At 63.0% G+C, this 20,481-nt stretch carries 20 protein-coding genes and 1 tRNA gene; 16 read left to right on the forward strand and 5 right to left on the reverse strand.

Annotated features, from left to right (window positions below):
* Nucleotides 1–121 precede the first annotated feature (121 nt).
* From cpaB to AC1ROK_RS03040, 3 genes are all read left to right on the forward strand, one after another.
* Nucleotides 122–1,213, forward strand: coding sequence for a Flp pilus assembly protein CpaB (cpaB, locus tag AC1ROK_RS03030; protein ID WP_492843701.1), 1,092 nt, complete (start codon nucleotides 122–124; stop codon nucleotides 1,211–1,213).
* Nucleotides 1,214–1,318: 105 nt separating this feature from the next.
* Entirely contained in the window at nucleotides 1,319–2,734 is a 1,416-nt protein-coding gene (locus AC1ROK_RS03035; protein ID WP_492843703.1) for a type II and III secretion system protein family protein, read from the forward strand.
* A complete protein-coding gene (locus tag AC1ROK_RS03040) occupies nucleotides 2,731–2,970 on the forward strand; it encodes a hypothetical protein (protein ID WP_492843705.1) in 240 nt (79 codons plus the stop codon). Before AC1ROK_RS03035 ends, AC1ROK_RS03040 begins: the two co-directional genes overlap by 4 nt.
* Before the next feature lie 76 nt (nucleotides 2,971–3,046).
* Here the strand turns inward: AC1ROK_RS03040 and AC1ROK_RS03045 are convergent, their stop codons facing one another.
* Together AC1ROK_RS03045 and AC1ROK_RS03050 are read right to left on the reverse strand one after the other, a co-directional pair.
* On the reverse strand, nucleotides 3,047–3,562 hold the full coding sequence (locus AC1ROK_RS03045; protein WP_492843707.1) for a tetratricopeptide repeat protein: 516 nt from the start codon (nucleotides 3,560–3,562) through the stop codon (nucleotides 3,047–3,049).
* Between the two features lie 238 nt (nucleotides 3,563–3,800).
* Nucleotides 3,801–4,220: a hypothetical protein gene (locus AC1ROK_RS03050; RefSeq protein WP_492843709.1), complete on the reverse strand. Its 420-nt coding sequence runs from the start codon at nucleotides 4,218–4,220 to the stop codon at nucleotides 3,801–3,803.
* 223 nt (nucleotides 4,221–4,443) lie between these two features.
* Here AC1ROK_RS03050 and AC1ROK_RS03055 point away from each other — a divergent pair, with 223 nt between their 5' ends.
* The 12 genes from AC1ROK_RS03055 (at nucleotide 4,444) to wecC (ending at nucleotide 19,491) form a co-directional block, all read left to right on the forward strand.
* On the forward strand, nucleotides 4,444–5,112 hold the full coding sequence (locus tag AC1ROK_RS03055) for a hypothetical protein (RefSeq protein ID WP_492843711.1): 669 nt from the start codon (nucleotides 4,444–4,446) through the stop codon (nucleotides 5,110–5,112).
* Nucleotides 5,113–5,129: 17 nt separating this feature from the next.
* Nucleotides 5,130–6,524, forward strand: a complete 1,395-nt coding sequence (locus AC1ROK_RS03060) for an O-antigen ligase family protein (RefSeq protein ID WP_492843713.1) — start codon at nucleotides 5,130–5,132, stop codon at nucleotides 6,522–6,524.
* The gene (locus AC1ROK_RS03065) at nucleotides 6,517–7,341 is read left to right on the forward strand and encodes a metallophosphoesterase family protein (RefSeq protein WP_492843715.1); all 825 of its coding nucleotides are present in this window, start codon (nucleotides 6,517–6,519) and stop codon (nucleotides 7,339–7,341) included. Before AC1ROK_RS03060 ends, AC1ROK_RS03065 begins: the two co-directional genes overlap by 8 nt.
* 80 nt (nucleotides 7,342–7,421) lie before the next feature.
* Nucleotides 7,422–9,560, forward strand: a complete 2,139-nt coding sequence (locus AC1ROK_RS03070; RefSeq protein ID WP_492843717.1) for a GumC family protein — start codon at nucleotides 7,422–7,424, stop codon at nucleotides 9,558–9,560.
* Nucleotides 9,561–9,634: 74 nt separating this feature from the next.
* A complete protein-coding gene (locus tag AC1ROK_RS03075; protein ID WP_492843719.1) occupies nucleotides 9,635–10,954 on the forward strand; it encodes a sugar transferase in 1,320 nt (439 codons plus the stop codon).
* A gap of 2 nt (nucleotides 10,955–10,956) precedes the next feature.
* Nucleotides 10,957–12,267, forward strand: coding sequence for a hypothetical protein (locus tag AC1ROK_RS03080; protein ID WP_492843721.1), 1,311 nt, complete (start codon nucleotides 10,957–10,959; stop codon nucleotides 12,265–12,267).
* A gap of 332 nt (nucleotides 12,268–12,599) precedes the next feature.
* The gene (locus tag AC1ROK_RS03085; protein ID WP_492843723.1) at nucleotides 12,600–13,295 is read left to right on the forward strand and encodes a glycosyltransferase; all 696 of its coding nucleotides are present in this window, start codon (nucleotides 12,600–12,602) and stop codon (nucleotides 13,293–13,295) included.
* A 74-nt stretch (nucleotides 13,296–13,369) separates the two neighbouring features.
* On the forward strand, nucleotides 13,370–14,515 hold the full coding sequence (locus AC1ROK_RS03090; RefSeq protein ID WP_492843725.1) for a hypothetical protein: 1,146 nt from the start codon (nucleotides 13,370–13,372) through the stop codon (nucleotides 14,513–14,515).
* Nucleotides 14,512–15,642, forward strand: a complete 1,131-nt coding sequence (locus AC1ROK_RS03095) for a glycosyltransferase family 4 protein (RefSeq protein ID WP_492843727.1) — start codon at nucleotides 14,512–14,514, stop codon at nucleotides 15,640–15,642. The genes AC1ROK_RS03090 and AC1ROK_RS03095 overlap by 4 nt, the downstream gene beginning before the upstream one ends.
* Before the next feature lie 57 nt (nucleotides 15,643–15,699).
* A complete protein-coding gene (locus tag AC1ROK_RS03100) occupies nucleotides 15,700–16,974 on the forward strand; it encodes a glycosyltransferase family 4 protein (RefSeq protein ID WP_492843729.1) in 1,275 nt (424 codons plus the stop codon).
* 55 nt (nucleotides 16,975–17,029) lie between these two features.
* Nucleotides 17,030–18,172 carry a non-hydrolyzing UDP-N-acetylglucosamine 2-epimerase gene (gene wecB, locus AC1ROK_RS03105; protein ID WP_492843731.1) on the forward strand — a complete coding sequence of 381 codons (1,143 nt, stop codon included), beginning with the start codon at nucleotides 17,030–17,032 and terminating at the stop codon, nucleotides 18,170–18,172.
* Entirely contained in the window at nucleotides 18,169–19,491 is a 1,323-nt protein-coding gene (gene wecC / locus AC1ROK_RS03110) for a UDP-N-acetyl-D-mannosamine dehydrogenase (RefSeq protein ID WP_492843733.1), read from the forward strand. The genes wecB and wecC overlap by 4 nt, the downstream gene beginning before the upstream one ends.
* Nucleotides 19,492–19,512: 21 nt before the next feature.
* On the opposite strand, the gene AC1ROK_RS03115 is transcribed toward wecC, so the two are convergent.
* Both AC1ROK_RS03115 and AC1ROK_RS03120 read right to left on the reverse strand, forming a co-directional pair.
* The gene (locus AC1ROK_RS03115; RefSeq protein WP_492843735.1) at nucleotides 19,513–19,638 is read right to left on the reverse strand and encodes a hypothetical protein; all 126 of its coding nucleotides are present in this window, start codon (nucleotides 19,636–19,638) and stop codon (nucleotides 19,513–19,515) included.
* Entirely contained in the window at nucleotides 19,635–20,051 is a 417-nt protein-coding gene (locus tag AC1ROK_RS03120; RefSeq protein WP_492843737.1) for a hypothetical protein, read from the reverse strand. Before AC1ROK_RS03120 ends, AC1ROK_RS03115 begins: the two co-directional genes overlap by 4 nt.
* Before the next feature lie 97 nt (nucleotides 20,052–20,148).
* On the opposite strand from AC1ROK_RS03120, the gene AC1ROK_RS03125 reads away from it, so the two are divergent.
* Nucleotides 20,149–20,361, forward strand: a complete 213-nt coding sequence (locus AC1ROK_RS03125; protein ID WP_492843739.1) for a hypothetical protein — start codon at nucleotides 20,149–20,151, stop codon at nucleotides 20,359–20,361.
* On the opposite strand, the gene AC1ROK_RS03130 is transcribed toward AC1ROK_RS03125, so the two are convergent.
* Nucleotides 20,334–20,408, reverse strand: a tRNA-Gln gene (locus tag AC1ROK_RS03130). The two genes, AC1ROK_RS03125 and AC1ROK_RS03130, sit on opposite strands and share 28 nt — an antisense overlap.
* Nucleotides 20,409–20,481 lie beyond the last annotated feature (73 nt).

Genomic DNA, 20,481 nt, shown 5'->3' on the forward strand with positions numbered 1-20,481 from the left:
CCTTTCCGACATTGTCTGAAGTCTGTGCGCTTTGGAACGAAGCCGTGAGCCTTTTCGCGTAGATCAATACGGCCGGCCGAATGCCGGCGATGCCAGGATCTGGCCGCTCAGCGAGGAACTCGTGCTACGGCGTACACAAACGGTCGCTTTCAAGGATGATGGCGAAATCCAGGAGGCCTTGCGTCCCGAACTGCCGCGCACCGCGGCGCAGAAGGCGGATCCGGCGGTGCTGGACAAGGTGCTTGCCGAGGTGACCTGGACACCGCCGCCGACCCAGACCGAACGCCGCAACCTCGACGCCTGGCGCTCCGAAGCGCTGCAGACCGTCGTCACCAATACGGACCGCCGCAAGGGCGGCGATCGCCGCAAGCCCGTGGCGCCGCCGCCGAGCACCGGCTGGCGCTGGAAAGTGCCGCCCTCCCGCATTGCTCTGCTCGCCGTGGCGTTGATCGCCGGCGGACTTGCCGCCTATCTGACCACCCAGACCAACCAGCCGGTCGCCCAGCCCGTTGCCGAACCGGTGGCACAGGTCGTGCAGGAACCGCGCGTGCGGGTCCTCGCCGCCAGGGCCGGCATCGGCCTCGGCCAGCGGCTGACTGCGGAAACGGTCGAATGGGTCGACTGGCCCGAGGGCGCGGTACGGCCGGAATACATCACCACCGAGGCGAGGCCCGACGCCATCACCGAAATGAGCGGCGCGGTGGCGCGCTACGAGTTCTTCCCCGGCGAGCCGATCCGTGCCGACAAGCTGGCGCTGCCCGCCGACGGCTACCTGTCGGCCGTGCTCGACAGCGGCACGCGCGGCGTATCGGTCACGGTGTCGGCTTCATCGGCCTCCGGCGGCTTCATCGTCCCCAATGACCGGGTCGATGTGGTGCTGACCCGCAGCGGGGGCGACGAGGGTGGCCCGCAGGTGTCGGACACCATCCTCCGCAATGTGCGCGTGCTGGCGATCAACACGCGGCTGGGCGAAACCGGCGCCACCGGCGCCGCCGCCGACCCCGAGAATCCGCGGGCCGAGATCTTCGCCGACGAGGCCATCGCGACGCTGCAGCTCGACCCCGGCCAATCCGAGGTGATCATCAACGCCGCGACCTTCGGCCGGCTGACGCTGGTGCTGCGGCCCCTCGTCGACAGCTCCGAAGTGGCGAAGGCAGAAGATCGCAGCGCCAACCAGGCGATCCGCCTTTCGAGCCCGTTCTGGACCAAATGACGATCGGCAAACGCCCGCACCGCGGCCCGATCGACGCCTGCCGTTAAATCGCCGTTGACCCGGCCCTGCTAGACCTTTCCCGGTTGCTTGAGAACGTTAGCACAGATGTACACCACGACGGCTTACCGGGACTTCGGCAGAACGCTGCTGTCCCAGTCACTTAGGGCAATACTCGGCGCGGCGGTGCTGCTTGCGGCGCTGGGGGCCGGGCTGTTTCCGGCGCTCGCCCAGACGGTCAACTACGACCTCAAGACCACCTCGGTGATGCGGATCAAGCTGCCGGCCTCGCAGGCGGTGACCGTCGTCATCTCCGATGCGGTGGGCAAGATCGTCTCGGCCGATCCCGCCATCGCCGACGCGCAGCCGATCACCGACAAATCGCTTTACCTCGTGGGCAAGGGCTTCGGCACCACCACCGTCAACCTGTTCTCGGCCGAAGGCGCGCCGGTCGGATTGCTGGCGGTCGAAGTCGGCGTCGATACCTCCGATATCGCGCGCTCCATCCGCGACGCCATTCCCAGCTCCAACGTCAAGGTCAGCTCGGTCAACGGCCGCGTCCGGCTCGGCGGCTCGGTCACCGACGCGGTGACCATGCAGAAGGTGCTCGACATCGTCGCCCAATACGGCAGCCCGGCGATCATCAACACCATGACGATCAGCGGCGGCCAGCAGGTCAATCTCGAGGTCCGCATCATCGAAGCCCAGCGCGACGCCGGGCGCGAACTCGGGATCCAGTGGAGCGGCGGCATCGGTGGCGTCTCGACCAGCATCAAGGGCGGCCCGAACGACCCTGTCACCGACTCCTTCGCCAGCTTCGTCACCAACATCATCTCGACCGGCGGCGGCATCAATCTCAGCGCCACCATCAAGGCGCTCGAGAGCAAGCACCTGGTGCGGACCCTGGCGGAGCCGAACCTGACGACGCTCTCCGGCGTCAGCGCCAGTTTCCTTGCCGGCGGCCAGGTGCCGATCCGGACGCCCGACCAGAACGGCAATGCGGCGATCACCTACCGCGATTTCGGCGTGCGCCTGGTGTTCCAGCCGGTGGTGCTCGACGACGATCGCATCCAGATCCACCTGACCCCGGAAGTCAGCGGCATCAACGGCTTCACCACGGCCGGCGATCCGGTGTTCAACACCCGCAATCTCGACGCCACGGTGGAACTGCGCGATGGGCAGAGCTTCTCGGTGGCGGGGCTGCTGCAGAGCAATACCAACCTCAACCAGAACCAGCTGCCCTGGCTCGGCGATGTGCCGATCCTGGGCTCGCTGTTCAAGTCGTCGAGCTTCCAGAAGCACGACACCGAACTGGTGGTGATCGTCACCCCGCGCCTGGTGCAGCCGAGCATTCCCGGCCAGGTCGCCGCGACCCCGCTCGACGCCACCCAGCCCGCCAACGACCTCGAGTTCTTCGCCCTCGGCCAGATGGAAGTGACGCCCAAGATGCTGAAGAGCTTTGAGACCGGCAACGGCGTGGTCGGCCCCTACGGCTACATCATCGATCTCAGGAGCGGCAGTTGAACCCGCTGCTTCTCAACGTGGTGCGGGGTGTGGCTATGCTTGCCGTGTTCTCGGCGCTGGCCGGCTGCGCCTACGACTACCGGCAGCGTACCGATCGCGTCGGCTACGCCGCCGGCGACGCGGTAAAGGCAAACCTGGCGCGGGAAACCACCAACCCGACCAAGGCATCGATGTATTCCACCAAGGGGTTGGGCAAGAACGGCTCGGTCATCGTACCGCCGGTCCCGGCCGAATAGCCCCATAAGGCCAAAAAGGCAACGAGGGCGGGGGTCGAAGCGACCACCCGCCCTCTGGCTTTTCGGCGAGCTGGCGTCAGGCGCGCGCCTCGGCCGCGGCGCGCTCCAGGATCTGGATGTTGTTGGCGACCACCAGGTTGTCGGGCTCGAGCTTCTGCGCTTTGCGGAAGCTCTTCAGCGCTTCGCTGAGGCTGCCGCGTAAGAGGTAGGAATAGCCGACATTGTTGTAGTACTGCGCCGTGCCGCCGGTCATCTGGTAGAGCGAGGCGTAGACCCGGTCTGACAGGTCGAACCGGCCGAGCCGGTCGTAAGAGGCGCTGAGTCCGACATAGCCCTCGGCCTTGTCGGGGGCCAGCTCGACCGCGCGTTTATAGAACGCCGCGGAGTAGCCGAAATTGTCGTTGCGGAAATGCGCCCGGGCTTCGGCCAGCGCGCCTTCTGCGGTATAGGTCTCGATATTGGAGATCTCGGCGACGGCGAGCTTGTTGCTGCCGAAGGTGCTCATTCCCGCCGAGCTGCAGCCGCTGACCGGCAGCGCGACGATGGCTGCGGCCAGCAGCCCATGGCGAAACAATCCGCCGATCCGGTTCATTCTCAATGCCCCCATCGAGAGGTCCGCTTCTGCGGACCTGATCTATGGGAGCAACGCTAGGCGCAGCAGGGATTACGCTTGGTAAATGCGGGGTGCGAGCCGCCAATCAGGCTTAACCGTGCGTTACCGCACAATGTGGTGCACGATCCAGCCCAAGCGCCACCTCCTTTTGAGAGGTCGCCGCGTAGCGGCGGGGGTGACGGGGCCTTGAGGAAACCCGCGTGCCGGACGCGACGACTTATGCCGGGCTTGCCTCGACGTCGCCCGCACCGATGTCGATGCCGGCTTCGACATTGGCAGCCGCCACCTGCAAACGGTTTGCCAGGTCGGGGTCTGCAATTTCGTTGGCGATAAGATTGATCGCGTCCGCCACGCGTGCGCGCACATCGGCGGGGAGGCTCGAGGCCACCGAACCGAGTTCGACGACCAACTGCGCGAAGAGCGCATCGGTCTGGTCAGCCGGCAAGCCAGCAGCTTTGACGTCAGCGATATAGGCCTGAACAGCCGCGATGCACGCCTGGTCGTTCCCCTGGGCGTGGCAGCTGGCTATTACCTCTGCGATTGAAACACTCGTCACGACGCTTTGGGCGCCGGCGGGGGCTATCGCGGCAACCGTCACCATGGTAGCGACGGCAAGCGTTCCAAGTATCTTTCGCATGGCAAAGATCTCCATAAGATAGCGATAAGGTACCGGAGGTACCCGCCAAGGTCAATGTTCATGACGAAGCGCGACACTCGCAGCGCCACTCGGAGAAGGAAGAATTGCCAAGCTGAACCAATGTAAGTTGTTTGGTTCTTAACAGTTATTTCCTTATGAGGACGAGGCAACAAAGGCCGCAAGAATGACAGATCGACGGACTCGCAGCTCGCCTGGGTTGTTGGTGCTTTCGCTCACTTCACTGCTCCTCGCCGGCGGATCGGCCTATGCGCTGTTGGCCGAAACGGGCCCGTACCTGTTCGCCGGCAGTGGGCTCGCCCAAAGGGTGCAGACCCTGGCCAACGGAAATCTCCATCCGGGGCTCTCGCGTCCGGCGCACGATCTTGTTCTCGATGATTGCGTTCAGGTCGCGAGTTCGCTGTTCGGGCTTTCGCTGCGGACCGACCTGCGCACCGCTGCCGTTGCAACCTGCGCCGCCGCGGCATCCGGCTTCGCTCAGGCATCGCCGGTCTACTCCTATGCCCACTATGTGGAGGCGCTGATGGCCGCCGAGCGGAGCGATGCTGCAGAACTCAGTCGCGCTTTGGCGAGCGCGCGCGCCGTCGCCCCGACGGAGCAGTGGCTGGCCGAGCTGCGCGTCAAGCTGGGCGAAGATCACCTGTCGCTCCTTCAGCCGATCGCGTTTGCCGGTCACGAGGCCGACCTGCGGCTGCTGGTCATGAGCCAGCGCGGGATACGGACGATTGCCCGCCGCTATGCCGCGGTGGAGAGCTTTCGGGGGCGCATCACGGCGATCGTCGAGAAACTGCCCATGGAGCAGCAGAAGCGCTTCATCGCCGCCCTGCGCAACGAGATCGCGTCGCGGACTCCGACAGCTGCCGCCGTGCGCTAACTGGAGCAAGTTCAAGCATGACCATGCTGCTCGACCAGGCCACCCGGAAACCGCGTCAGCATCCTGTCCCGATGCATCGTGACGATACCAACAACAAGCTTGGCTGGGCGCTGCTGCTCGTGCTGGGTTTGTCCCCGTTGCCTCTCGGCAGTAACCGGCCTGCCTTCTGGGCCGCCTGGGGGGTGCTGCTCGGCGGTATCGGCGTGGTGTACTTCCTGTCGTTGCGCGCCAACGGGAGCGCGCTGCGCGTGCAACCGCTGCGCCTGCCCGAACTCACGATTCCATTCATGCTGCTCGTGCTTTTCGTTGCCGTGCAGACTCTGCCGCTGGGCATTGTGGGGCTCGCACCGCCGCGGGTCCTTCCCATCGGCCCTGAGTTCTGGCCGTCCAGCATCAGCCTCGACCCTGCAACCACCAGCCTGACGCTTCTCCAGTTCGCCTCATACGGTCTGCTGGCGCTGCTGTGCCTGCAGATCGGTTTTCGCGGTGGCCGCGCCAACCGGGTGTTGATCGGCATCTTCCTGATCATTGTCGCTTACGCGCTGCTCGGTCTCGTCCTGCAAGGCCAGTTGATCGACATCCTTGGCCTGCCGAGATCGCCCCAGACGGTCGCAACCGGGCCGTTCGTCAATCGCAACAGCTATGCAACCTACCTGTCCCTCGGGCTCGCCCTGGGGGTGGCGCTGGCAGTCGGGCACCTCGAGGGCGAAGCGGGTCAGAACCGCCATCGCAAGGTTGCTGCCATCGCGCTGATCGCTGCGGGGCTCTTCGTGATAGGGGCCGCCCTCGTGGCAACGCAATCCCGAATGGGTTTCTTCGCCGGCCTGATCGGCGCCCTCTCGGTGACGGTCCTGGCTCTCTTCCGCCGCCGCGCCACGGTGTGGCTCATCGCTCTTTCGGCCTTGCTGGTCGCCACCCTCGGCTTGCTTGTCCTCAATGGCAGCGGCCTGCTCGAACGCGTCGGCTCGCTCGAAACGGCCGGTGATGTGAGGGCCGATCTCTACCGGCAGGTCTGGGGCATGATCCTGTCGAGCCCGTGGGTCGGCTACGGCGCCGGCACCTTCGAGCTTGCGTTCCCCTTGTTCCATCAGCTCCCGGTCAGCCCCGATGTGGTGTGGAACAAGGCGCATTCCACCTACCTGTCGCTGTGGGTGGAGCTCGGTTTTCTGTTCGGTAGCCTGCCCCTGTTCATTGTCGCAGCGGCGGCCCTGCGACTGGTGCGGTCGGCGTCCCGCGGCGCTGCCGGCGCGCCTCGACTTGCTGCAATTGGGGTGATTGCGGTCGTTGCCGTGCACTCGGCCGTCGACTTCAGCCTGGAGATTCAGGCTGTCGCCTTCACCTTCATCGCCATCGTCTTTCTCGCGATCGGCGCCGGCCTGGGCGTCGGCGAGCAGCGTCGGCATCATGCTTAGATACCTGCAGGAGCTGCTCGCCCGCCCGCGCTCACGCCCCGTTCGACGCGCCGCGGGCTTCGAGGTGCTGCACCTCGAGACCGAAGCGGACACCATTTACGCGGTCGGCGACGTTCACGGCTGTCTCGACCTCCTCAGAGGGCTCGAGCAACTGCTGATTGAGGACGCGACCAGACGACCGGGCTCGAAATGGTTCGTGATGCTGGGCGACTATGTCGATCGCGGCCCGCAGTCCGCGGGTGTCCTCGACCATCTCATGGCCCCGCTGCCGGCCGGCATCCAGCGGATCTGCATCGCCGGCAATCATGAGGTTGCGATGCTGCGCTATCTCGAGCAGCCGTCGCCGAATTCATCCTGGTTGGGGTTCGGCGGGGCCGAAACGCTGCAGTCCTACGGTATTTCCGCAGCGTCGCTTGAAGCGGCTGCCCGGTCTCGCTCCGCCCTTCGCGATCTGGTCCATAGCCATGTTCCGGTGGAGCACATCGATTTTCTCGCCCGCCTGCCGCTCCTCTTCACCACGCCCAGCTATGCTTTCACCCACGCCGGCTTGCGCACGGGGGTCGCGATTGAGCAACAGCACCCCGATGATCTGCTTTGGATACGTAACGATCCGGCAGTGGGCTACTCCGAGTTCGCAAAGACGGTGGTGCACGGCCATACGCCAACTGCCGACGTAGTTTTCGGGGATCACCGCATTTCCGTCGATACTGGGGCGTATCTTAGCGGACGGCTGTCTGCAGTTCGCCTAAGCCGAGAGAATCAGCCACAGTCTTTCTCGGTGCAGGCGCGCATCCTCGGCTCCGGCTTAACGACATAGTATCGACCGCAGAGTTCTCTATCCGCCAAAGTCCAAAAGGCCGGACGTACGAGGGTGGCAACAAGTGGTGCTTGAACCCAATGAACGACCAAGGTTTTGATCTTCGTAGCATTCTCGGATTGCTGCGCCGGCAAGCTAAATTGATTGCGATAACGGTCCTGGCCGTGCTGGTGGTTGCGACCGCCGCCGTGTTCACGATGAAGCCGATATACACCGCCAGCACACTTGTACTGGTCGATCCCAGCCGCAAGGACTTGCTGGATCCGAACGTCCAGCTTGGCAGTGGGGCGGGCGAAAGCGCCCGGGTCGACAGCGAAGTCGAGCTGGCGAAGTCGGAAGCGACCCTGCTGCAAACCATCGAGGACGAAAACCTCATCGATGACCCCGAGTTCGGGGTGCGTCTGGGCTGGCGCGATACGGTGCTCGGCTTCTTCCGCATCGCCGAACCGAAGCTTCCCACCGGCGATGAAGCTCTGCAGAGCGTGATGGCCAAGCTGCGCGAGAGCATTACCGTGCAGCGTCGCGGCCTTACCTTCATGCTGGCCATTCAGGCGCGCTCCCCCGACCCGGCGACGGCAGCCAGGATCGCCAACGCGGTCGCCGCCGCCTACATCAAGGTGCAGCTCGACGCGAAAATCCGCTCCACGCTGGCGTCGCGCGACATCATCCAGAGCCGGATCGCCGGAGCAAGCACCGCTGTGGCCGAGTCCGAAGGCGCCTTCGACAAGTTCGTCGAAGACAATATCGACACCATCACCGAGGAGACGGGCCGCACGGATCTCGCCGCCCTGCGCGCGCAGCTCAAGGAGATCGGGGCCAGCCGGGCCAGGGATGTGGCCATGACCGACCTGGTGCAGCGCAGCCTCGAGCAGCGCGACTGGGCGGCGGTATCGGCGAACCTCGGTTCGCAGGCCATCAGCGCGCTCGCCGCCCAGCGCCAGCAGCTGGTGAGCAGCCTCGCCGACACGGTGGACGGCTCGCAGCAGTCGATCGACCTGCGCGCCGAAGTCGCCAAACTCGACAGTCAGCTCGAAAGCTCCACCACCGAGGAACTGACGACCATGCGGCAGCGCGTGGCCACCTATCAGTCACAAGCCTCCGATGTCCGCACGCAGTTGCGCACCAGCATCCTGTCGTCCGACCTGCCGCCTGCAGTGCTGACCAACATCTACGAACTGCAGCAGAACGCCGAGATCGCGCGAACGCAGTATCAGACGCTGCTGTCGCGCCTGCGCGAGCTGGAGGCCCAGGCCTACCTCCAGGTGGCTGACAGTCGCGTCGTCTCCCAGACGCTGCCGCCCTCCGAGCCTTCCTTTCCCAATCCGCGGCAAATTCTGACGCTCGCGGGGCTCGCCGCGCTCGGCCTCGGCGTGGGCCTTGCGTTCCTCCGGGAGAACTTCGTCGGCGGCTTCACCAGCGAGGCCCAGCTGCACTCTTTCCTGCGCGGCCCGGTGATCTCGGCCGTACCCCGGCAGAAAGAGGCACGGATCGGCGCCGGGGAGGGCGGCATCGGCGAACACATGGTGTCGAGCCCGCTCTCGATCTTCGCCGAATCCGTGCGGCGCATCCGCGTCGGCATCGATCAGGCGCTGCAACGCAGCCAGGCGGGCCAGCCGGCGGCCGGCGGCATCGTGATCATGGTGTCCTCCGCCTCTCCGGGCGAAGGCAAATCCACGCTGGCTCTGTCCATCATGCGCGCCTATGCGCTGGCCGGACACAAGACCCTGTTGATCGACTGCGATCTCAGAAAACCCAGCATTCATCGGCAGCTGGGCCTCGAGCCATCCACCGGATTGTTGGAATATCTCAGTCACGCCGTGAAGGAGGACGCGCTACCTTCCATCATGACAGTCGATGATGAGAGTGGTGCGCAGGTGGTGCTGGGTGCGCGTCGTAGTGATATTGCCACAGATTCGCTGCTTTCTAGCACCACATTCGCCCGCCTCATTAGTGCGGCGCGGACTACCTTTGATATAATTATTCTTGATACACCGCCTGTTGGGCCCGTGGTCGATGGGTTGTATCTTGTGAAGCACGCCGACGCGATTGTGTTTGTAGTGCGCTGGGCGAGTACCTCCCAGCACGATGTTCGCCACGCGGTGACGCTGCTCCAGGGCGCCAAGAAACCGGAAGCAGAGATCCTCGCGGTACTGAATCAGCAGGAGATTTCCAGGTCCGCCTACGCGGGCAAATACGCCGGATACTACACTGCCTCATGAGCTGAACGGCCACTCTCTCGTGTCGCGGCGGTATCCAAAGGCGTCGAGCTGCTCAATTGAGGAGATACTGATGAATGACGCAGGATGCGGCAAAATCTGCGGAAATTCACGACGGGGCTGGCGGAGTCTCTTCCGTTAGCTGGCTGCTGAGCCAGCTGGGGCGCACCCGTGTCCAGCTCGCCGGCGCCCTGTTCTTCGGGGTCATCATCCCGGTCGCCTTGCGTTGGGGACCGAATGTCCAGGGCTGGTTGCTGCCCGAGCAGGTCAGCACCATCGTCGCGACGACCATCGCCATCACCCTGGGGCTGCTTGGGCTGAGGCAGCTGGCCAAGTTGCCGGGCGTCGAAGAGAGCATCTACTGCGTGCCGGCCCTGCTGGTGAGCTTCCTCCTGGTGCTGGCAGCTCTGCTGATGCTTCGCCTCGAATACAATCGCTACCTGTTTCCCGCCAGCTTCGCCCTGACGGTCCTGTGGGTCTTTGTCGCCCACGCCCTCTATCGCCGCTATCGCACGGTGCGCCTGGCGATCGTTCCGGGCGGCGAGGTCGATACTCTCGCTGGCATCCGCGAGGTGGATTGGCTGCCGCTCGAAACGCCCACCCTCCCGCAAGGGCGGCTCAGCGGGCTGGTCGTGGATTTGCGGCAGGACCTCGATCAGCACTGGGAGCGGTTCATCGCTGATTGCGCCCTTGCCGGGATCCGCATCTTTCACGTCAAGCAGATCAAGGAGTCGCTGACCGGACGGCTCGAGATCATGCGCCTGTCCGAGAACACCTTGGGATCGATCAATCCCGACGGCCTCTATCTGAAGATCAAGCAGGGCCTGGACTGGATCACCGCACTGCTCGCGCTGGTGCTGCTCTTGCCAGGGCTGGTGCTCGTCGGCCTGGCCATCCGGCTTGAATCTCCAGGCCCTGCCATTTTCCGGCAGACCAGGGTCGGCTTTCGCGGACATCCCTTCCGCGTCTACAAGTTCCGAACCATGTATGTCGACCGCGACATCACGGGCGATCGTCGCCAGCGTGCGATCACCCTTGAAGGTGATGAGCGCATCACCCCGCTCGGCCGCTTTCTCAGGCGCACGCGCATCGACGAGCTGCCGCAGCTCATAAATATCCTGCGCGGCGAAATGAGCTGGATCGGCCCGCGGCCCGAAGCACTGCCCCTGGCGCAATGGTACGAGAAGGAGCTCTCCTTCTACCGCTACCGCCACATCGTTCGCCCCGGCATCAGCGGCTGGGCCCAGGTAAACCAGGGTCACGTCACGGACGTCGACCAGATCCGCGACAAGCTCCACTACGATTTCTACTACATCAAGAACTTCTCGCCCTGGCTGGACCTGCTGATCGTGTTCAGGACGGTAGGGATAGTTTTGTCGGGGTTTGGGGCGAGGTGAGAGTGGATTTGTTGAGACCGCTCCCACAGCGCCTTTTGCCAGGCGACACTGAGCCCAGCGTCGATTTGGCGGCCAAGGCAATCGTAGTGATCTGCGCCTTGAACTTGAACGGCGTCTTTTCCATGGCCCTGGGCATCGAGCAGGCGGCCTCGCTGGTGATGCTTGCAGCGTGCCTGCTGCTTATCTGGCGCCGCGGCCGCACCGCCGGCCATCTGTCTTTCCTGCTGTTTGTGGCCTCGATCGCCAGCTATCTGTTGCTGGCCGGTCTAACAACGGGGGCCGCGTCGACCCCCTACGCTCCAGAAAAGTACTATGCGACCTATGGCGCCACAATTGTCCTCACCTGGGCGATCGTTGGGTACATCACGAGCTTGGAGGGCGTGGCGAGGACCGCATTCCTCACATTCACGCGCAACGCTCTTATCGTTGCTGCCACGTCTGTCTGGTTCTCGCCGATCCTCTACGAGTTCTATGTCAATCTTCCCTTCTCATCGGAGCAACGCGCGGGCGGGTTCTTTGCAAACCCCAACGAAGCAGCAATGGCTGCAGTATTTGCACTGGTCCTGACGCTTGCCCTACCCTTCCGGCGCTTGCCGGTGCAGATCGCAACGCTTCTGATGGCGACCGGGTCGGTTCTTCTCACCTTGTCTAAAACCGGCATGTCACTGGTGGTCATCCTGTTCGCCTGGCATCTGGTGCGGAACCTGAAAGGTCCGGCTATCGCGGTAGCGCTGATCTGCGCGGTAGCGGTGGTTGCTGTCATCCAGGATCCACGGGTCGTTCTAACTGGCATTGCCGAGCAGCAGTACGTCGAGTTCGACTCATATCAGCGGGGTCGCATCCTTGCGGTAGCTGACATACTCGGCGGTCAGATCAATGAAACGACCACGACGCGTCGCACAATTCTCTGGTCGATGGCGGCGGAGCGGGCAGCGCAACAGTCTTTCCTGGGCGATGGGTTGGGAACTGCCCATTACATGGTGGGCGGGTTGTTCGAGAACGGGGAATGGATGGGTGCGCACAACTCCGTCCTGATGCTTTGGAACGAAGGCGGTCCGGTGCCGGCGCTTCTCTTGATTGCGGCGTTCGCGACGGCCATCGGGGCCTGCATCAAGTATCGGCTGTGGGCAGTTGAGTTAACCTGCCTGGGTGTACTGGCTGCAGATCTGATGGCAACTCACTCGGCACTTGCCACGAGGTACGACAATTTGGTGTTTGCTATCGTGCTCGGGCTGATTTCGGCGACCGTAAAGGCGCAAGATAGGGCCGTGATGCAGGTAGGTGCCTCGAGCCGCACCTTGGGGCAAACGTGAGTCCCAAGCGCGGACACCGGTCGGGTCGCCTGCTGCTGGTGGGGCCTATCCCCCCCCCAACAGGTGGCATTTCCGTGCACCTGCTTCGGCTGTCCGCATTGCTCAAGAGAAGCGGTGTCCCCCACAGCCTCCTCGATGAGTCCAAGCCACAGACCGCCGGCGTGAGGAACGTTCGGCGGATGCTCCCTTGGAGCTATGTGGGCGCCTTCCGCCGCCATGAGTTGGTTCACATCCACAGTTTCAATCACTTTGCCCGACTGATGCACACGATCGTTGCCCGGGCCTGCGGTCTGCGGGTCGTCCACACGGTACACTCCGCGAGGGGGTCGCGTTTGGCTCTTTTGGCACTGCGAGCATCGAGCAGGCTAGGTCATCGAACGGTTTGTGTCAGCCAAGCGGTAGCAGCTGCCATTGGCGGGAACACAACGATCATACCGGCCTTCATCGCCCCAACAGAGCGTGATGAACCTCCACTGCCTGCTGACATTGTGAGCTGGTTCGATGCGCAATCCGCTAGCGGCCGGCGCGTGATCGCGGCCAATGCCTCGAAAGTATCATTCTTCGAGGGGGCGGACCTGTATGGCATCGACATGATCGTACAGGCGTTCGACGATGCGGCGATCCGGTCATGCTACTCTGCGATCGTTTGTTTGTCCCGAGATGGCCCTGAGGTCGACTATCTCTCATCCTTGCGACACGATGTTCAGACGGCCGGTCTCGGTGACATCGTCAAATTTGTCGTGGGAGAGGTTTCCTTCCCCGCGGTTCTTCAACACTGTGACGTGTTCGCCCGGCCCACTAACACTGATGGGGACGCAGTGTCCCTCCGTGAGGCTCAGTGGTACGGAAAACCCTGTATCGCGTCTGACGCAGCAGAACGGCCCGTGGGCACCGTTCTCTTTCGCTCGAGGGACATCGCGGACTTCGTAAGGAGATTGCGCGCAGTGGACCGCGAGGGCGTAGCAGGCAACCGTCGAGATTATTCGGCGAACATCCTCTCGCTCTATGACGAAGCGCTATCAGAATGATCGCTCCCGCTCCCGCTCCGGCTAGCGGTTCGCTTGGACGCCTGCTCACGGAGGTAGGCCGCCGCTCGAGTCAGGTGCTCTTCATCACTGTCCTAATACAGGCTGGCACCTTCGTCCTCTTGGCGGCCTCCGCCTTGGTTCTCCCCACGGCGCAGTTTGCCTCCTTGAGCCTGATCGTTGCGGGGACGATGCTGTCGAGCGCGATCCTCGACCTGGGTCTGTCGACAACAACAACAAGGCAGTTCGGGACGACACGGGACGAGGGCGTGTTCTCGACTGCATTTGTGATACGACTTGCGCTTATTCCCATCGCCTGCATTGCCGGCACCGTGCTCTGGCTTCTGACGGCAAGAGAGCTGGGTTTGGGACTCATTCTTGGCGCACTGATGAATGTCTGGAACGGCGCCAGAGCAACGGATCAGGCTCGTCAGGACTACAGAAGCTTTCTGCGCTCCAATATTGCCTTCGCGTTACTACGTCTGACCGCTGGATTGGCAGCGGTGGTGCTGCGGCCTGAACCCGTCCTCATAGCTGTGGCCATATACGCGATACCCCTAGTGGCAGCGTGTTGGTCGAGTTCGACTAGGCTGTTGACGGGGTCGGTCTCAGCACGGTTCGCGTGGACCTGGGGAATGGCCCGCTACTCGGCATACGTATATGTCTCCGCAATGTCCTTTGTAGCTCTACCCTACGCCCCGCAGCTTATGCTGTTGTCCGGAAATAACAAACTAACCATCGCTACATATGGCGTGATCCTGACCTTCTCTGGAGCAATAAACCTTATCTTTTTTTCCTTGCGTAGCGTGTTGCTGCCCATGATGTTGACTAGCGACGGGAGATTGGAGCGCGCGTTGTGGAGCCGGGGCGGCTTAGTATACATCGCCGGTCTGTTGGCGTCACTGGTCGTTGTGGGGTTCGTTCTTGCTGTAGTGGTGCAGCTTCTTTACGGAAGCAAGTATCCAGAAATTGTTCCGAGCTTCCTCGTGTCGTTCATCGGGTACGCCACGACGGCAACGATCGGTCTTTACAGCTTGAGCGTTCACACCAGGGGCATACCGGAGTTGAACGCGGCAGTCTCACTCCTGCGACTGGCATCTCTGTTTCTAATGAGCGTCTTTGTCCCCCCGTCGCTCCTGGCGGTAGTGTCTTACGTTGCCGTAGCAATGGTAAGCTGCGAGCTCCTTCTGGCGCTGCTTCTCGCTCGGAAGATACTGACATGAAGGTGGCACTGGTGGGGCCCTACCCGGAACCAGGACAGCCAATAACTGGTGGGGTCGAACGCGTCATCGACACCCTCCTTCCAGAGCTGAGCAAGCATGTCGACATGACTCTTGTCGTGCCGAGCGCAACGCGAGATCTGGAAACCCAGAACCATGGATGTCGGACGATCTACCTTCGGCGCGGACTAGGCCCGGGCGTCCTGCGATACTGGAATGTTGACGCAAGACGCGTGCAGCGAGCGGTCACAGCCATCGGCGTGGACCTCGTTCACCTCCATGGTCTCGCTGGCCTCGGGCGAAAGATTAGCACGCCGCGCGTACTGACTGTACACGGCATAGCGGAGTTAGACCTGGTTGCCTCGGGAAATAGAGATATCTGGAACATCATCGCTCGCCGCGCCCTCGCTGGGTTAGTCCGCCACATCGAGGCATCAAGTAGGCGGAGTATCGAAAACGTAATCATCGTGAATCAGTATGTGGAAGAGGCCCTTGCCGATGTTTCGCTGCTCAATCGCATCGCGATACCCAACCCGGTGGATCCCTCCTTCTGCCTGTCAGCGCGACACCCTGCTGGCGGTCAATCACGTCGCATCGTCACTGTCGGCCGAGTTGGCAGACTAAAGAACACATTGGGTGCGTTGCGGATCGCCGCGAAGGTAATAGAGACGGACCCGTCAGTAACGATCTCTATTTGCGGTAATTACATCGACAAATTTTACTATGAAGAATGCCTGGATTTTGTTCGATATCGAGGAGTTGGGGGCAATGTTGAGTTCCTTGGCGCGCTTGCCACTCAGGATCTCATACAAGTACTTGATACGGCATCGATCCTCTTAGTCACCTCCCTCCAAGAGAATTCGCCGATGGCAATCGCGGAAGCACATGGCCGAGGTGTCCCTGTATTGGCGCCTCAGGCGTTTGGCATGGCGCATATGATCAGTTCAGGCGTGGACGGGCTGTTTCTCTCGCATGACCTAAGTACAAACGCCGACTTGGTCCGTTCAGCGCTAGAGCATCATTGGGACAGGGGGGCTATCGCTGCCGCCGCCCGCGAACGCTACGGCGTGAGGCGCATAGTTCAGCAGACTCTGGATTTCTACCACAACGTCCTCGCTGCCCATGCCTAGCATCGATGATGTTGGTCAAGCGATGGTCCACCGTCGCGCCGTTTTCGAGTGGGACTGATGCGCATCCTGTTTCTCACCGACAACTTCCCACCCGAGGTGAACGCGCCTGCATCGCGCACGTTCGAGCATTGTCGGGAGTGGGTCCAACTGGGCCACCAGGTGACGGTGATTACGGGGGCGCCCAACTTCCCACGGGGGCAGTTGTTCGAAGGCTATCGCAACCGCCTCTGGTCGCGCGAGGAAATGGCCGGCATCCAGGTGGTGCGGGTCTGGACCTACATCACCGCCAATGAAGGCTTCCTCAGGCGCACCCTCGACTATGTGAGCTTTATGGTCTCCGCGATTCTGGGCAGCGTTTTTGTCGGCAGGGCCGATGTGATTGTCGCCACCTCGCCGCAGCTGTTCACGCCATGCGCCGCCTTCGTCGTCAGCCTGATGCGCCTCAAACCTTACGTGTTCGAGCTGCGCGACCTGTGGCCAGCCTCTATCAAGGCCGTGGGCGCGATGAAGAGCTCGCGGGTGCTGGATTGGCTCGAGCAACTCGAACTCTTCCTCTATCACCGCGCCGCCCACATCGTCAGCGTGACGAACTCATTCCGCGAGGACTTGGTCCGTCGCGGGATCCCACCGGCCAAGATCAGCGTCGTCACTAATGGCGCGGACCTCTCCCGCTTCCAGCCCCGCCCGCGCGACCTGCCGCTGGCCCGGCAGCTTGGGCTCGAGGGAAAGCTGGTGCTGGGCTATGTCGGCACGCATGGCATGGCGCATGGCCTGTCGACGCTGCTGCGGGCAGCCGAGCAGCTGCGTGACCACCCTGAGGCACACCAAGTCGCCTTTGTATTCCTTGGCGATGGCGCCGAAAAACCAGCGCTCAAGGCCGAGGCGGCCGCGAGGGGGCTGCCCAACGTGCAATTCCTCGACAGCGTGTCGCGCGACGAGGTAGTGCGATTCTGGTCGCTGATCGACATCGCGGTAATCCATCTGCGGAACGACCCGCTGTTCCATAGCGTCATCCCCTCCAAGCTGTTCGAGTGCATGGCGATGGGTATTCCGGTGCTGCACGGCGTCGCTGGAGAATCCGCTGACATCGTACGCAACGAAGACGTCGGGCTGCCGTTCGGCTCGGAAGATGCCGATGCCCTGGTGGCAGGCATTCTCGAGCTTGCCAGGAATCCATCGCGCCGGTCCGAGCTGTCGCGCCATGGCATCGCGGCAGCACGTCGCTATGAGCGCTCAAACTTGGCGCGGGTGATGGCCGACACGCTGAGCCAAGTCGCCGAAGCGCGTTCGGGATCTCCGGTCGCGGCACCCGATCGACAGGATGTCGAATGAAGAGCGCTGTGGGAAACCAATCCCTCGGCAGCCCAGCAACGCCGGAGCACGGCTGATGGCCACCCGGATCCTCGTCGTCTTCGGCACGCGTCCGGAAGCCATCAAGATGCTGCCGCTGGTCAAGGCGCTTAAGGCCGAGCCCGCGCTGGAGGTTCGCGTCTGCGTCACCGCACAGCATCGGCAGATGCTGGACCAGGCGCTCGAGCTCTTCGAGGTTCGTCCCGACTACGACCTCGACATCATGACCAAAGCGCAGGGGCTCGAGCAGATCACCACGGCCGTGCTCACCGGGCTCTCTGCTGTGCTCGACGAGTGGCGGCCGGATCGCGTTCTGGTGCACGGCGATACGGCGACCGCGATGGCCGCCGCGCTGGCGGCGTTCTACCAGAAGATACCCGTTGGACACGTCGAGGCTGGGCTGCGATCCGGTGACCCCTCGCAGCCCTGGCCGGAGGAGGTCAATCGGCGCCTGATCGACGTCATCGCCGACCAATACTACACCCCCACTACCGAGACGCGCGGCAACCTGCTGCGCGAAGGAGCGCAGCGCGATGCCGTGTATCTCACCGGCAATACCGTCATCGATGCCCTGCTGATGATGGCCGATCGGGTGGAAAGCGATCCGACCCTCGCCACCAGCCTCGCCGCCAGCTTCTCCTACCTCGATCCGCACCGGCCGTTACTGCTGGTGACCGGTCACCGGCGTGAGAATTTCGGCCAGCCGCTGCTGGAGATCTGCGCCGCCATTTCCGAGCTGGCGCGGGCCCATCCCCTGCAGGTGGTCTATCCGCTCCACCCCAACCCAAACGTTCAGGGACCGGTGCGAGAGGCGCTCGGCGGTACCCCGCACGTACACCTGGTCGAGCCGCTGGACTACCTGCCCTTCGTCTACCTGATGAAGCGCAGCCACGCGATCCTCACCGACAGCGGCGGCATCCAGGAAGAAGCGCCATCATTGGGCAAGCCGGTATTTGTCACGCGAAACGTCACCGAACGCCCCGAGGCCGTGGCCGCCGGCACCGTCGAACTGGTCGGCACCGATCGGTCGACGATCGTCGAACGCGTCGGCCGAGTCTTCACCGCTGACGGCGCACATCAGCAGATGGCGCGCCGGATGAATCCGTACGGCGACGGCCGTGCTTCGAGCCGCATCGCCGACATACTGGTTGGCCGCAAGATGAGGGAGTTTCAGCCATGAATCATGCATCCACGGATCGAACCTGTGTCGTCGTCGGCCTCGGCTATATCGGCCTGCCCACCGCTGTCGTCATCGCGAGGAGCGGGCTTCGCGTCATTGGCGTCGACGTCAACACCGCTTTGGTGGGCAGCATCAATGCCGGCCAGTGCCCGATCGTCGAGCCCGACCTGCCGGAGGCCCTTGCCGCACTGGTCGCCAATGGAAGCATCGTCGCCACCGGCACACCCCAGAGCGGCAATGTCTACATCATCGCCGTGCCGACCCCGTTCGCCGGCGGCTACAAGCCCGACCTCACTTATGTGAACGCGGCCGTGCAGGCGATCGCTCCGGTGCTCAAGAAGGGGCAGCTGGTCATTCTGGAGTCGACCGTACCAGTAGGAACAACCGAACTTGTGGCGCGCTGGATCGAGAGCTTCCGGCCGGACCTGACATGCTCCCGGCAAGGCAGCGACGGCGGCGACATCCTGGTCGCCCATTGCCCCGAACGCGTGCTGCCCGGACAGATCCTTCGCGAGCTCACCGAGAACAACCGGGTGATCGGCGGGCTTTGCGCGCGCGCCGGCGAAGCCTGCCGGGCGTTCTACAGCTCGTTCGTCACTGGCAATTGCGTCGTCACGGACGCCCGTACCGCGGAGCTCTGCAAACTCACCGAGAACTCGTTCCGCGACGTGAACATCGCGTTTGCCAACGAACTGTCTGAAATCTGCGCGCAGCTCCAGATTGACGTGTGGGAACTGATCTCGCTGGCGAACCTGCACCCACGCGTTAACATTCTGAAGCCCGGCCCGGGCGTAGGCGGCCACTGCATCGCTGTCGACCCGTGGTTTATCGTGTCCGAGGTCGGCGAGAAGGCCCGCCTGATCCGGGAGGCGCGCTGGATCAACAGCGAGCGGCCACGCCAGATCGTACGGAAAGTGCTGGAGAGCGTGGCCGCTGGCGGCATTCGTTCGATCGGCTGCTTCGGGCTGAGCTACAAAGCCGATGTCGACGATTTCCGCGAAAGCCCCGCAGTGGAGATCGTCAGCCTGCTCGCGAGGGAACTGCAGCTGATCGGCTCAAACGTCGAGCTGCGGGTGATCGAGCCGCACATCAAGCAGCTGCCGGAGGAACTCTCGCGGTCCAGCATGGTCACTCTGGGATCGCAGGAAGCTGGGCTATCCAGCGACATGATCCTGATGCTGGTAGATCACCGCGAGTTCCGTGCCATCCCGAAGGCCGCCATAGCAGGCAAAGTCCTGGTCGATACGCGCGGCATGTGGGCGAAATCCAGTCAGCGAACGGAAGGCGAGACCATGTTGCGCACCAGCGCCATGGTGTGACGCGGCCACGAAGCGCGCGGCCTAAAACCCCACCAGCTTCAGCACCACGATCCAGAAGATCAGGCCCACGATCACCATGATCGGCAGGCCCCAGCTGGATGGGATGCGATCCAGCTGGTCGGTAAGCCGCGCCCAGACCTTCCTCATTTTCGAAGCAGGTAGGGCTTGTGGTTGTAGAACACCGTGCCCGGCGCCACCTCGATGCGTCCGGGGCTGCCCTTGGCCTTGAAATCAAGCGCTTCGAGATAAGCGAGATAGCAGGCGCTCTGGCACTTGCCCCTGAACAGCAGGGTCTTGCCTTCCTGCAGCATGGCGCGGGCGTATCCCTCCCACACCCATACCTCGCCGCCCGGTCCGCTGAATATGCAGACCGTGCGGCCCGCGCAGGACTGCGGATAATAGCCCTTATGGGCAAGAAGGTCGGCGCGCGAGAGCTGCTCTGAAGGCTTGGTGTCGGGCAATTGCCGAACCAAGGTGCCTCCCGATAGCGCCGGGAAGGCGAGCAAACAGGCGCAAATGATGGCGGGGAGGTGCGTCCAAATCCGGTTAACCACTGCCAAGCTCCAGTCTTGGTTATGGTCCGCCGTGATTTGAGGTTAACAGTTTCCTAAGACCGCACCAAGAGGGGTCGGAGAATGTTGCAGGATTGGGGTTAACATGAGCGAGGCGGCCGAACCTTTTCGGGGTGCCGATGCAGTCCTCGCATCCGAACTGGGCGCCCGGGCGCTGGAACGGGCGTTGGCGCTCGGCTGGATCGACCCGCTTGCCGATCACGACCTGGAGCCTCGCGCCTTACCGAACCTCGGCGAGTTGATGGCCGGCGAACGCTGGTTCCGGGGAACTGGCTGGGGCGCTAGGATTCGAACCTAGGAATGGCGGTACCAAAAACCGCTGCCTTACCACTTGGCGACGCCCCAACGCGCGCGTTCCTACACGCTTCACAATACCGACGCAACCAATCGGAAATCGCCGCAGTTAGGCGCTTGAGTT

Source organism: Devosia sp. GW821-FHT12F11, assembly GCF_058806655.1.

Coding starts and splice junctions, on each gene's coding strand:
- AC1ROK_RS03035 (WP_492843703.1), top strand. CDS start 1,319: ATGTACACCACGACGGCTTACCGGGACTTCGGCAGAACGCTGCTGTCC.
- AC1ROK_RS03045 (WP_492843707.1), bottom strand. CDS start 3,562: ATGAACCGGATCGGCGGATTGTTTCGCCATGGGCTGCTGGCCGCAGCC.
- AC1ROK_RS03050 (WP_492843709.1), bottom strand. CDS start 4,220: ATGCGAAAGATACTTGGAACGCTTGCCGTCGCTACCATGGTGACGGTT.
- AC1ROK_RS03060 (WP_492843713.1), top strand. CDS start 5,130: ATGACCATGCTGCTCGACCAGGCCACCCGGAAACCGCGTCAGCATCCT.
- AC1ROK_RS03065 (WP_492843715.1), top strand. CDS start 6,517: ATGCTTAGATACCTGCAGGAGCTGCTCGCCCGCCCGCGCTCACGCCCC.
- AC1ROK_RS03070 (WP_492843717.1), top strand. CDS start 7,422: ATGAACGACCAAGGTTTTGATCTTCGTAGCATTCTCGGATTGCTGCGC.
- AC1ROK_RS03075 (WP_492843719.1), top strand. CDS start 9,635: ATGACGCAGGATGCGGCAAAATCTGCGGAAATTCACGACGGGGCTGGC.
- AC1ROK_RS03095 (WP_492843727.1), top strand. CDS start 14,512: ATGAAGGTGGCACTGGTGGGGCCCTACCCGGAACCAGGACAGCCAATA.
- AC1ROK_RS03100 (WP_492843729.1), top strand. CDS start 15,700: ATGCGCATCCTGTTTCTCACCGACAACTTCCCACCCGAGGTGAACGCG.
- wecB (WP_492843731.1), top strand. CDS start 17,030: ATGGCCACCCGGATCCTCGTCGTCTTCGGCACGCGTCCGGAAGCCATC.
- wecC (WP_492843733.1), top strand. CDS start 18,169: ATGAATCATGCATCCACGGATCGAACCTGTGTCGTCGTCGGCCTCGGC.
- AC1ROK_RS03115 (WP_492843735.1), bottom strand. CDS start 19,638: ATGAGGAAGGTCTGGGCGCGGCTTACCGACCAGCTGGATCGCATCCCA.
- AC1ROK_RS03125 (WP_492843739.1), top strand. CDS start 20,149: ATGAGCGAGGCGGCCGAACCTTTTCGGGGTGCCGATGCAGTCCTCGCA.